Raw genomic sequence first — 12,669 nt, 5'->3', positions numbered from 1 at the left:
GCCCCGCCGCCGCGCGGCCCGGCAGTCCCGCCCGGTCTTTCCCGCGTGCCGCGCACCGCGCACGCACGCCCCCAACTTGCCGGATCCCCCCATGCAATACCTGTTCCGCCGCATCCTCTATGCCATCCCCATCCTGCTCGGGGTGGCGCTGCTGTGCTTCTCGCTGGTTCATATCGCCCCCGGCGATCCGCTGGTGTCGGTGCTGCCGCCCGACGCCTCGGAAGACCTGCGCCGCCAGCTGACCGCGCTCTACGGCTTCGACAAGCCCTTCCTGGAGCAATTCCTGCACTGGCTGGGCCGCGCGCTGCAGGGCGACCTGGGCACTTCGATCGCCACCAGCCGGCCGGTGATGGCCGAAGTCGGCGCAGCCGTGGTCAATTCCCTGCGCCTGGCCACCGTGGCCACGCTGATCGGCTTCAGCTTCGGCTGCCTGTTCGGCTTTGTCGCCGGCTACCTGCGCGATTCCGTGGCCGACCGCACCGCGTCGCTGCTGTCGGTGCTGGGCGTCAGCATCCCGCACTACTGGCTGGGGATGGTGCTGGTGATCGCGTTCTCGGTGCTGCTGGGCTGGCTGCCGGCCACCGGCGCCGGGCCGGGCGGTTCGGGCGACTGGGCCTGGGACTGGGAGCACATGCAGTACATGCTGCTGCCGGCAGTGACCATGTCGGTGATCCCGATGGGCATCGTGGCGCGCACGGTGCGCGCGCTGGTGGCTGAGATCCTGGCCAACGAGTTCATCGTCGGCCTGCGCGCGCGCGGCCTGTCGGACCTGGCCGTGTTCCGCCACGTGCTCAAGAACGTGGCGCCGACCGCGCTGTCGGTGATGGGCCTGCAGCTGGGCTACCTGCTGGGCGGCTCGATCCTGATCGAGACCGTGTTCTCATGGCCCGGCACCGGCTTCCTGCTCAACGCCGCTATCTTCCAGCGCGACTTCCCGCTGCTGCAGGGGACCATCCTGGTGCTGGCTGTGTTCTTCGTGCTGCTCAACCTGCTGGTCGATGCGCTGCAGACGCTGTTCGATCCGCGCATCCAGCGCAACTGAGGAGGCCGACATGGACATGACCCTCGACCCATCACCGGCCGCCGCTGCGGTGCAGCGCTCGCCCGGCTACTGGACCACGGTCGGCCGGCGCCTGCTGCGCAACAGGCTGGCCATGCTGGCCGCGCTGGTGCTGCTGGGGCTGGTGCTGATGGCGCTGTTCGCCCCGGCACTGATGCCCGCCGATCCGTACGCGGCATCGATCCTCAAGCGCCTCAAGCCGATCGGCACCGAGCACTTCCCGCTGGGCACCGACGAGCTGGGACGCGACATGCTGTCGCGGCTGATGCTGGGCGCGCGGCTGTCGCTGTTCATGGGCATCACGCCGGTGCTGCTGGCCTTTGTCATCGGCAGCGCACTCGGCATCGTCGCCGGCTATGCCGGCGGCTGGACCAACACCGTGATCATGCGGCTCACCGACATCCTGTACGCCTTCCCGTCGGTGCTGCTGGCGATCGCGCTGTCAGGCACGCTGGGCGCGGGCGTGGGCAATGCGCTGCTGTCGCTGACCATCGTCTTTATCCCGCAGATCGTGCGCGTGGCCGAAAGCGTGACCACCCAGGTGCGCAACCGCGAGTTTGTCGACGCGGCGCGTGCTTCCGGGGCGTCGTCGCTGACCATCGTGCGCGCCCATGTGCTCAACAACGTGCTTGGGCCGATCTTCGTCTATGCCACCAGCCTGATCTCGGTGTCGATGATCCTGGCCTCGGGCCTGTCCTTCCTCGGCCTGGGCGTCAAGCCGCCCGAGCCGGAGTGGGGCCTGATGCTCAACACGCTGCGCACGGCCATCTATACCCAGCCGTGGGTTGCCGCCCTGCCCGGCGCCATGATCTTCCTGACCTCGGTCTCGTTCAACCTGCTGGCCGACGGCATCCGCTCGGCCATGGAAATCAAGGACTGAACCATGCCAGCACTGATGCAGGCCCCTTCCCCACAGGCCGGCCGCGATGTCGGCGGCCCGGCGCAGCCGCTGGTGATCGCCCACCAGCTGGTCAAGCACTTCCCCATCAAGTCCGGCCTGCCCGGCCTGCGCGCGCGTGCCGCGTCGGTGCGCGCGGTCGATGGCGTCAGCTTCGACGTGCTCAAGGGCGAGACCCTGGGGGTGGTCGGCGAGTCCGGCTGCGGCAAGTCCACCACCGCGCGGCTGCTGATGCAGCTGACGCAGCAGGACAGCGGCGAGCTGATCTTCGACGCGCAGGGCGTGGGCTCGGCCCAGCTGCCGATGAAGCAGTTCCGCAGCCAGGTGCAGATGGTGTTCCAGGACAGCTATTCGTCGCTGAACCCGCGCCTGACCATCGAGGCGTCGATCGCCTTCACGCCACGCGTCCATGGCGTGCCGGCGCGCGAAGCCACCGAGCGCGCCCGCTACCTGCTGCAGCGCGTCGGGCTGGACCCGGCGCGCTTTGCCGGGCGCTACCCGCACGAGCTGTCCGGCGGGCAGCGCCAGCGCGTCAACATTGCCCGCGCGCTGGCGCTGCGCCCGCGGCTGGTGATCCTGGACGAGGCGGTCTCGGCACTGGACAAGTCGGTGGAGGCGCAGGTGCTGAACCTGCTGCTGGACCTGAAGGCCGAGTTCGACCTGACCTACGTCTTCATCAGCCACGACCTCAACGTGATCCGCTACCTGTGCGACCGCGTGATGGTGATGTACCTGGGCAAGGTGGTGGAGATCGCGGATACCGAGACCCTTTATCGCCACCCGGCGCACCCGTACACGCGCGCGCTGCTGAAGTCGATGCCGTCGCTGGACCCGGACCACCGCACCGCGGTCGCGCCGCTGGCGGGCGACCCGCCCAATCCGATCAACCCGCCGCCCGGCTGCAGCTTCCATCCGCGGTGCGCCATGGCGCAGGACGTGTGCGCGCGGCGCGAGCCGCAGCTGACCGACCTGGTGGCCGGGCATCCGGTCGCCTGTCTGCTGGCCACCGCGCCCTGAGGAGCCCACCATGTCCACCACCCCACAAAGCACACCTGGCGCGCCGATGATTTCGGTGCGGGACCTGCACGTCACCTTCTCCGGCGGCGGCAAGACCATCCGCGCCGTCAACGGCGTCTCGCTCGAAGTGGGCGCAGGCGAAGCGGTGGCGCTGATCGGCGAATCCGGCTCGGGCAAGAGCGTCACGCTGCGCGCGCTGATGCGCCTGCACCCGCCGCGCCGCACCCGCATGGAGGGCCGGATCCGCGTCGACGGCGCCGACGTGATGGCGCTCGACCAGCGCGCGCTGGCCCGGCTGCGCGGCGGCACCATGGCGATGGTGTTCCAGGAGCCGCTGCTGGCGCTGGACCCGGTCTACACCGTCGGCCAGCAGATCGTCGAATGCATCCGCACCCACGACAAGGTCTCGGCCGCCGAGGCGCGCGAGCGCGCGCTACAGGCGCTCGAGTCCGTGCGCATTCCCAGCCCGGAGCGACGGCTGGCAGCGTACCCGCACGAGATGTCGGGCGGCATGCGCCAGCGCGCGATGATCGCGCTGGCACTGTCGGCGCGGCCCAGGATCCTGCTCGCCGACGAGCCCACCACCGCGCTGGACGCCACCGTGCAGATCCAGGTGCTGATCCTGCTGCGCGAGCTGCAGCGCGAACTGGGGCTGTCCATCGTCTTCGTCACCCACGATATCGGCGCGGCGGTGGAGATCGCCGACCGCGTCGCGGTGATGTACGGCGGGCGCATTGTCGAGGAAGGCCCGATCCGCACCCTGCTGCGCGCGGCGCGCCACCCCTACACCATCGCCCTGCTGCAAAGCCGGCAGCATGGCATGGACCGTGGCCAGCGGCTGCAGGCCATCGGCGGCGCCCCGCCCGACCTGGCCGCGCTGCCGCCGGGCTGCACCTTCGCGCCACGCTGCCCGCATGCGCGCCCGCAATGCCTGGCCGAGGTGCCGCAGGCGGTCACCGTCGGCACCGGCCACCGCGTCAGCTGCGTGCTGGCCGCCGAGCCCGCCGTGGCCACCGCGGCATAAGCCCCATCCCAGAACCCCAACATATTCCAGGCCCCCCATGACGCTTGCCACCCATCCTGCCCGTGCCTTCATGCCGTACCCCCAGGTTGCCGTCCCGCACGCCGCCAGCGGCCCGCTGCAGGGCCTTAGCTTTGCCGTGAAGGACCTGTTCGATGTAGCGGGCTATCCGACCGGCGGCGGCAATCCGCACGTGCTGGCGCGCTCGGGCATCAAGGCCGCGACCGCGCCGGCGGTGCAGCGGCTGCTGGATGCCGGCGCCGCCTTCGTCGGCAAGACCCACACTGACGAGCTGGCCTTCTCCATGAACGGCCAGAACGCCCACTACGGGCGCCCGGTCAACGGCGCGGCGCCGGACCGCATCACCGGCGGCTCGTCGTCGGGCTCGGCCTCGGCGGTATCGAACGGCTTGTGTGACTTCGCGCTGGGCTCCGACACCGGCGGCTCGGTGCGTGCGCCGGCCAGCCATTGCGGCCTGTTCGGCATCCGTCCCACGCACGGGCGAATTTCGCTGGAGCGCTGCCTGCCGCTGTCCGAGAGCCTGGACACCTGCGGCTTTTTCGCGAGCGACATCGGCACCTTCGCGCGCGTGGCCGAGGTGCTGTTCGGCGCGGACCCGGCGCCGCTGCCGGCCGCGCCGCGGCTGCTAGTTGCCACCGACCTGTTCGGCCAGCCCACCCCGGAAGCCCGCGGCGCGCTGGCACCGGCCGTCGCCCGGATCGAAGCCGCGCTGGGCCGGGCCGCGCCAGTCACCGTGGCCGACCGGCCGCTGTCCGAGCTGTGGTGGGCGTTCCGCTACGTGCAGGGCTGGGAGGCGTGGCACAGCGACGGCGAACTGATCGAGCAACACGGGCTGGAGCTGGGTGCCGATGTCGCGGCACGCTTCGCCTTCTCGAAGGCCGTCACCCGCAGCCAGTTCGACGAAGCCAGTGCCGTGCGCCGCGACTTCACCGCGCACGTGGGCCGGCTGCTGGGGCAGGACGGCGTGCTGGTGCTGCCGACCATGCCCGATATCGCGCCGCTGCGCGCCGAGCCGGTCGAATCGCTGGAGACCTACCGCAACCTCGCCTCCCAGACGCTGTGCCTGACGCCGCTGAGCGGCTTCCCGCAGCTGAACCTGCCGCTGGCCCGCCGCGACGGCGCACCGCTCGGCATCTCGCTGCTGGGGCCGGCGGGCAGCGACCGCAGCCTGGTGGCACTGGCGGAGCGGATCATGGCGCACCAGGCCTGAACCACTAAGGCAAACGGCACGCGGGTGGGCGCCCGGCGCCCCACCCGCGTCAGGTGGCCCGCCATCTGAAGACGCCGCCGGCCAGCCCGGCGCTCCTACAATGCTGCCATCGCATTGGTCCGCCGGCCCGCGCCGCACGGACAAGAGGAGCCCAGCATGTCCCCGGCCGGAGCCGCGCCAGCAGAATCCGCCCGCCAGTCCGCCACACCTGCCTTCGCGGTCACGCCGACCAAGCTGGTGCCGCCCCGCGGCGCCCGCCCGCTGATGCCGCGCGACACCCTGCTCGCGCGCCTGGCCGAGGCGCGGCGCCAGCGCTGCGTGGTGATCCAGGGGCCGGCCGGCTGCGCCAAGACCAGCACGCTGGCGGCGTGGCGCCAGGCCCTGCTGACGCTGGACTTCGACGTCGCCTGGCTGTCGCTCGCCCCGGAAGACAACAGCGTCGCGGCCTTCTTCAACGGCCTGGTCGCCAGCCTGGCCACCGTGGATCCGGCCATCGTGCGCGATGCCTGGGTGCTGATGGGCCGCGACGGCCACCAGTCCGCGGTCGAGCACTGGGTGATCACGCTGGTGCGGGCCATCGGCGCACGCCGGCGCGAACTGGTGCTGATGCTCGACGACGTCCATCACCTGGACGACCCCGGCGTGGTGCTGGCGCTGCGCTGGCTGCTCGACTACGCGCCGCCGCAACTGCACGTGGTGCTGGCCTCGCGCACCGCGCCGCCGCTGTCGCTGGCGCGGCTGCGCACGCAGGGGCTGCTGTCGTCATTCGGGCTGGCCGACCTGCGCTTCTCGGCACAGGAATCCGCCCGTTTCCTGCAGGAACAACTGGGCCACGTCGACGCCCGCGATGCCGGCCGGCTGCATGAACTCACCGACGGCTGGGCCGCCGGCCTGCAGCTCTTTGCCATCGACCTGAAGGGCAAGCGCGGCGGATCGTACAACCCGGTCCAGGTGCGCGACGCACAGACCTTTGCCAGCTATTTCGAGCGCGAGGTGCTGGTGCGGCTGACGCCGGACGACCTCGGCCTGCTCACCCGCATGGCGCTGTGCCACCGCTTTTGCGGCGCGCTGTGCGCCACCCTGCTGGGCCGGCCCGAAGCCGCCGCCGAGATCACCGTGCGGCTGGCGCACCTGGCGCGCGACGACCTGTTCATCGCGCAGATCGGCAGCGACAGCCATGGCGAAGCCTGGTACCGCCTGCACCCGCTGTTGCGCGAAGTGCTGCTGGGGCGCCTCGGCGGGCTGCCGCAGGGCACGCAGGCGGCGATGCACGCAGCGGCCTGGCAGTGGTTCAACGCGCATGGCCACGTCGACGAGGCCGTGCGGCACGCGGTGCTGGCCGGGGACAGCGCGGCCGCCGCCGACATGGTGCACGGCCGCGCGCATAGCCTGCTCGCGCGCGGCGAACTCAGCAAGCTGGCCGCGCTGGTGCGGCAACTGCCGGCGGAACAGATACGGGCCCGCTTCGGCCTGCTGCTGGTCCAGGCCCATCTGCAGATGTATGCCGGCGACTCCGACGGGCTGCAAGACAGCCTGCAGCGGATGCAGGCCCAGGCCGGGCGGCTGGGCCCGCGCGAGCACTATGCGCTGGCGATATTGCAAGGCAGCATGGCGCTGCTGCGCGACGACTCCGATGCCGTCGCCAACCTGCTGCCGGCGCTGCAGCGCGTGCCCGCCGGCGCGGACGACTTCACCCTGACCGGGCGCGGCAACATCCTGTCGTGGATGCATATCTACCGCGGCGAATACGACCAGGCGCGGCGCGTGATCGAGGACGGCGCGCCCTGCGACGGCGCGCCGCGCGGCACGCTGCTGGGCCGCTGCATGGGCGGCATGACGCACGCCGTCGAGGGCCAGGTGCTGGTGGCCGAACGCGTGCTGCATGACGTGCTGGCCGATGCCGAGCAGCGTGGCGCCGCCTGCGCCGGCGTGGCCTGCATGGCGGCCGCGCTGCTGGGCGAGACCCTGTACGAACTCAACGATGTCGAGGCTGCCGCCAGCCTGCTTGATGCCCGCATCGACGTGCTGGTGCGCATCTCGATCCCCGACACCGTGCTGCGCGCGCTGCTGGCGCTGTCCTGCAGCCGCTGGCACGCCGGCGACCACGCCGGTGCGCTGGCGTGCCTGGACCGGCTGGAGCGCTACGGGCAGCGCCACCGAGTCGACCGCCTGGTGGCCGGGGCCCTGTCACTGCGCTCGCGCCGGCTGCTGGAAGACGGCCATGTCGACGCCGCCGACGACGCGCTGCTGCGGCTGGAAGCGCTGGCGGCCCGGCATGCCGGCGCGGTGCGCAGCACCGCCTGGGAAGTGCGGGTCCACGCCGACCTGGCCCGCATCGGCATGTGCCTGCACCACAACGATTTCGACGGCGCGCTGGCGCGCCTGGAGCCGCTGGCGGCGCTGTCCGAGGCCGGCGGGCGCTGGTCCCGCGTGGCCACCTTGCGCGTGCTGATGGCGCAGGCCCACCGGGGCCGCCGCGATCCCGCCGCCGCGCGCCGGCAACTGCTCGACGGGCTGCGCATCGGCCACCGCCACGGGCTGGTGCGCAGCCTGCTCGACGCCTCGCCGCAGGTGCCGGCCATGCTGGCGGTGCTGGCCGGCGATGACAGCCTGGACCCGGTACTGGCGTTCTACGCGCAGCGCCTGGCCGACGCCGCCGGTCCGGGCGCGTCCGCCAGTCCCGCTCCCTCGCCGGCCCCGGCCGCCCAACTCGCGCGCCTGGCCACCCTCAGCGAGCGCGAGCAGGAGGTGCTGGGCCTGCTGGCGCAGGCCATGCCGAACAAGAAGATCGCGCGCATCCTCAACGTGTCGCTCGACACGGTCAAGTGGCACCTGCGCAATGTCTACGCCAAGCTGGGAGTCACCGGACGTGACCAAGCCGTGGCCCGGCTGCGCGACGCCGGCGCCCTGCCCACCCCCTGATCTACTCCACCTACACCACCGGTGTAGGGACTTCCCACCCGCCCCCGGCCACACTGGATCCAACGAGGCAGCGACACCGCTGCCGTCCACCAGTCAGACCGGGAGCCATCGATGGAAATCATCCGCAACGTCTATCGCGAAGACCACGAGATGTTCAGGGGAACCGCGCGCCGCTTCTTCGAGCGCGAATGCCTGCCGCGCCAGGCCGCCTGGGACCAGGCCGGCTGCGTCGACCGCGAGACCTGGCTCAAGGCCGGCCGCGAAGGCCTGCTGTGCGTCACAGTGCCCGAGGAATACGGCGGCGGCGGCGGCGATTTCGGCCACTCCGCCGTGCTGGCCGAGGAATATCACCGTTCCGGCATTTCCGGCCCGAGCTTCTCGGTGCATTCGGACATCACCGCACCCTACATCGTGCGCCTGGGCACCGAGGAACAGAAGCGCAAGTGGCTGCCCGGGATCTGCCGCGGCGAGAAGATCCTGGCCATCGCCATGACCGAGCCCGGCAGCGGCTCCGACCTGAAGTCGATCCGTACCAGCGCCGTACGCGACGGCGACGAGTTCGTGATCAACGGCAGCAAGACCTTCATCTCCAATGGCCTGAATGCCGACCTGATCGTGGTGGTCTGCAAGACCGATCCGACTGCGGGCGCCAAGGGGGTGAGCCTGATCATGGTCGAGGCGGAGCGCGCGGGCTTTCGCCGCGGGCGCAAGCTGGAGAAGGTCGGCCAGCACGCCGCCGACACCGCCGAGCTGTTCTTCGACAACGTGCGCGTGCCGGTCACCAACCTGATCGGCAACGAGAACGGCGGCTTCATCCACCTGATGGAAGAGCTGCCGCAGGAACGTCTGATCATCGCCGCTTACTGCGCCGCCAAGCTGGAGCGCCAGCTTGAGCTGACGCTGCAGTACGTGAAGGAGCGCCGCGCCTTCAATCAGACCGTGTGGGACTTCCAGAACACCAAGTTCAAGCTGGCCGACGTCAAGGCCCAGGCCGTGGCGGTGCGCACCATGGTCGACTACTACATCGGCAAGCACATGGTGCAGAAGCTGTCGCTGCAGGAGGCGGCCATCGCCAAGCTGTACGCCACCGAGACCCTGTGGAAGTGCATCGACGACATGGTGCAGCTGCACGGCGGCTACGGCTACATGCTCGAGTACCCGATCGCGCGCGCCTTTGTCGACATGCGCGTGACCCGCATCTTCGGCGGCACCAGCGAAGTACTGCGCGACCTGATCGCACGCAAGCTCTGAGCCCCTTTTTCGAAACCTCCTTCAGGAATCCATCATGAGCGAGAAAGTCCTGGTTGCCGGCGTCGGCATGATCCCCTTCGCCAAGCCCGGCGCAAGCCTGAGCTACACCGAAATGGGCGCCGAAGCCACGCGCCGCGCGCTGGCGGACGCCGGCATCGGCTACGAGCAGGTGCAGCAGGCCTTTGCCGGCTATGTCTACGGCGACTCCACCTGCGGCCAGACCGCGCTGTATGAAGTCGGCATGACCGGCATCCCCATCATCAACGTCAACAACAACTGCTCGACCGGCTCGACCGCGCTCTACCTGGCGCGCAAGGCGATCGAGAGCGGTGATGCCGACTGCGTGCTGGCGCTGGGCTTCGAGCAGATGCAGGCAGGCGCGCTGAAGTCGCACTGGGATGACCGCCCCGTGACCCGCGCCCGCTTCCAGCCGATCATGCACGGGCTGACCGCCGACATGGCGCACCTGCCGCAGGCCCTGCGCACCTTCGGCGGCGCCGGCCGCGAGCATATGCAGCGCTACGGCACCCGCATGGAGACCTTTGCGGCGGTGCGCGCCAAGGCCAGCCGCCATGCCGCCAACAACCCGCTGGCGCTGTTCCGCAAGGTCGTCACCACCGAAGACGTGATGAACGACGTGGAACTGCTGCCGGGCGTGATGACGCGCCTGATGGCCTGCCCCCCGACCTGCGGCGGCGCGGCCGCAATCCTGGTGTCCGAGCGCTTTGCCCGCCAGCACGGCCTGCGCACCGGCGTGCAGATCGTGGCGCAGGCGCTCACCACCGATCCGCCCGCCTCGTTCGACCCGCCGTCCATGCTGAACTACGTCGGCACCCACATGACGCGCGCGGCGGCCAACAAGGTCTACGAGCACGCCGGCATCGGCCCCGAGGACGTCGATGTGTGCGAGCTGCACGACTGCTTCGCGCACAACGAGGTGATCTCGTACGAAGCCCTGGGCTTCTGCCCCGAAGGCGGCGCCGAGAAATTCGTCATGGACGGCGACAACACCTACGGCGGCAAGGTAGTGGTCAACCCGTCGGGCGGCCTGCTGTCCAAGGGGCACCCGCTGGGCGCCACCGGCCTAGCCCAGTGCTACGAACTGACGCACCAGCTGCGCGGCACCGCCGAGCATCGGCAGGTGGAAGGCGCAAAGCTGGCGCTGCAGCACAACCTCGGCCTCGGCGGCGCGTGCGTGGTGACGCTGTACGGCAAGTACTGAGCCCTGGACCGAACCCAAGCAATGACGTGGCGCGCCGGCAGCATCGTGCTGCCGGCAGTGCCCCGCAAGGAGACCGCCATGAAACGTTCCACGCTTTCCCGCCTGCTGGGCCTTGGCCTGGCCTGCGCGATGCTGCTGCCGGCGCTGCCGGCAAGCGCCGCCGACAACTTCCCCTCGCGTCCGCTGCGCTTTATCGTGCCCCTGACGCAGGGCAGCGGCTCAGACACCGTCACCCGCTTCGTCGCCGAGCTGGTGGGCAAGGACCTGGGCCAGCCGGCCGTGGTCGAGAACCGCCCCGGCGCCGACACCATCATCGCCGTGCAGAGCCTGCTCAACGCGCCGGCTGACGGCTACAGCATCCTGATGATCTCGCCCAGCGCCATGGTCATCAACCCGCTGGTCAACGACAAGCTGCCCTATGACCCACGCGATATCCGCCCGCTGGCTGCCGCGATCCGCGCTTCGGCGGTGCTGGTCACGGGCGCCAATTCGCCCTACAAGAGCGTTGCCGACGTCCTCGCCACCGCGCGCAGGAAGCCGCATACGGTCAGCCTGGCCAACTACAGCTACCACTATCGCCTGGGCGGGCTGCAGCTGCAGCAGATGGCCGGCATCGACCTGAACCACATTCCCTACAAGGGCGCGGCGCAGGTGCAGACCGACCTGATGGGTGGCGCGGTGGACCTGGCCCTGCTGGATGTCGGCGGCGCCCTGCCGCTGCTGCGCGCCGGCAAGCTGCGCCCGCTGGCCGTGACCACCCGCGCGCGCCACCCTGAACTGCCCGACGTGCCAACCGTGCGTGAAAGCGGCGTGGCCAACTATGAGCTGTCGGTGTGGATCGGCTTTGGCGTCAGCAGCAAGACGCCCGAGCCGATCGCGCAGAAGCTCGAGGCGTCGCTGCTGAAGGCGCTGGGCACGCCGGAATTCCGCAATTTCGCCGCGCGCACGGCCTATGCCGAAGTGCTGGCCGAGCCGGGCAAGCAGATGCGCGCCATGATCGCCTCGGAGCGGGTGCGCTACGGGGAACTGGTCAAGAACTACGACGTCAGCGCGCGCTGAAGGCGCCGCCCTGCACAACCCAGAAAACAGGATTCACCATGTCACAGCTTTGCAAGGACCGCGTTGCCGTCATCACCGGTGCCGGTCGCGGTATCGGGCGCGAATATGCGCTGGAGTTCGCCCGCCAGGGCGCGAAAGTGGTCGTCAACGATCTCGGCGGGCGCGGCGAAGGCGGCGGTGCCGCCAGCGGCCCGGCCCAGGAAGTGGTGGCCGAGATCCGCGCCGCCGGCGGCGAGGCCATCGCCAGCTTCGACGACGTGGCCGACTGGGCCGGCGCCGAGCGCATGATCCGCACCGCCATCGACACCTTCGGCGGCCTCGACGTACTGGTCAACAATGCCGGCATCCTGCGCGACCGCACCCTGGTCAACATGACCGAGGAGGACTGGGATTCAGTGATCCGCGTGCATATGCGCGGCACCTTTGCGCCGTCGCGGCACGCCGCCGCCTACTGGCGCGAGGAATCGAAGGCGGGGCGCCAGCGCGCCGCGCGCATGATCAACACCAGCTCGTCGTCCGGCCTGTACTGCAACGCCGGCCAGTCCAACTACGGCGCGGCCAAGGCCGGCATCGCCGTGATGTCGGTGATCGCCGCGCGCGAGCTGGACCGCTACGGCGTCACCGTCAACGCGATCTACCCGACCGCGATGAGCCGGCTGACCGAAGACATCTTCGCCAAGCGGCGCAACGAGTTCACCGCCGGCGCCGTGCCGGGCTTCGATCCGCTCGATGCCGGCAACGTGGCGCCGCTGGTGGCCTGGCTGGGCAGCGTCGAGTCCGGCGACGTCACCGGGCGCGTGTTCGGCGTGCGCGGCGGGCGCATCACGGTGGCCGAAGGCTGGCACGCCGGCCCGCGCATCGAGAAGTCAGGCCGCTGGGACGCCGCCGAGCTTGGCCAACTGATTCCCGCGCTGGTCCGCCAGGCCGCGGCCAATGCCGACACGTCGGGCGAGATCCCCGCCGCCTGATCACCGCACCGAGCACCGCA

At 70.5% G+C, this 12,669-nt stretch carries 10 protein-coding genes; all 10 read left to right on the top strand.

Annotation, left to right across the window (positions count from 1 at the left end):
* Nucleotides 1-91 precede the first annotated feature (91 nt).
* The 10 genes from CNE_RS07345 (at nucleotide 92) to CNE_RS07300 (ending at nucleotide 12,649) form a co-directional block, all read left to right on the top strand.
* The gene (locus CNE_RS07345; RefSeq protein ID WP_013956492.1) at nucleotides 92-1,042 is read left to right on the top strand and encodes an ABC transporter permease; all 951 of its coding nucleotides are present in this window, start codon (nucleotides 92-94) and stop codon (nucleotides 1,040-1,042) included.
* Nucleotides 1,043-1,052: 10 nt separating this feature from the next.
* Nucleotides 1,053-1,940, top strand: a complete 888-nt coding sequence (locus tag CNE_RS07340) for an ABC transporter permease (protein ID WP_013956491.1) — start codon at nucleotides 1,053-1,055, stop codon at nucleotides 1,938-1,940.
* Nucleotides 1,941-1,943: 3 nt separating this feature from the next.
* On the top strand, nucleotides 1,944-2,975 hold the full coding sequence (locus tag CNE_RS07335) for an ABC transporter ATP-binding protein (RefSeq protein ID WP_013956490.1): 1,032 nt from the start codon (nucleotides 1,944-1,946) through the stop codon (nucleotides 2,973-2,975).
* Between the two features lie 10 nt (nucleotides 2,976-2,985).
* On the top strand, nucleotides 2,986-3,999 hold the full coding sequence (locus CNE_RS07330) for an ABC transporter ATP-binding protein (protein WP_013956489.1): 1,014 nt from the start codon (nucleotides 2,986-2,988) through the stop codon (nucleotides 3,997-3,999).
* A 37-nt stretch (nucleotides 4,000-4,036) separates the two neighbouring features.
* Entirely contained in the window at nucleotides 4,037-5,227 is a 1,191-nt protein-coding gene (locus CNE_RS07325) for an amidase (protein ID WP_013956488.1), read from the top strand.
* A 156-nt stretch (nucleotides 5,228-5,383) separates the two neighbouring features.
* Complete coding sequence (locus CNE_RS07320; RefSeq protein ID WP_013956487.1) at nucleotides 5,384-8,149, top strand: LuxR C-terminal-related transcriptional regulator; 2,766 nt, start codon at nucleotides 5,384-5,386, stop codon at nucleotides 8,147-8,149.
* A gap of 111 nt (nucleotides 8,150-8,260) precedes the next feature.
* Nucleotides 8,261-9,400: an acyl-CoA dehydrogenase family protein gene (locus CNE_RS07315; RefSeq protein ID WP_013956486.1), complete on the top strand. Its 1,140-nt coding sequence runs from the start codon at nucleotides 8,261-8,263 to the stop codon at nucleotides 9,398-9,400.
* A 34-nt stretch (nucleotides 9,401-9,434) separates the two neighbouring features.
* Nucleotides 9,435-10,622 (top strand): lipid-transfer protein, encoded by a 1,188-nt coding sequence (locus CNE_RS07310; RefSeq protein WP_013956485.1) that lies wholly within the window; start codon nucleotides 9,435-9,437, stop codon nucleotides 10,620-10,622.
* Between the two features lie 78 nt (nucleotides 10,623-10,700).
* Entirely contained in the window at nucleotides 10,701-11,681 is a 981-nt protein-coding gene (locus CNE_RS07305; RefSeq protein WP_041228366.1) for a Bug family tripartite tricarboxylate transporter substrate binding protein, read from the top strand.
* Nucleotides 11,682-11,719: 38 nt separating this feature from the next.
* On the top strand, nucleotides 11,720-12,649 hold the full coding sequence (locus CNE_RS07300; protein WP_013956483.1) for an SDR family oxidoreductase: 930 nt from the start codon (nucleotides 11,720-11,722) through the stop codon (nucleotides 12,647-12,649).
* Nucleotides 12,650-12,669 lie beyond the last annotated feature (20 nt).

It is taken from the genome of Cupriavidus necator N-1 (assembly GCF_000219215.1).
Taxonomy (GTDB): Bacteria; Pseudomonadota; Gammaproteobacteria; order Burkholderiales; family Burkholderiaceae; genus Cupriavidus; species Cupriavidus necator.
The sequence above is the reverse complement of the archived record's forward strand: the minus strand, read 5'-3'. Positions and strand labels throughout refer to the sequence as shown.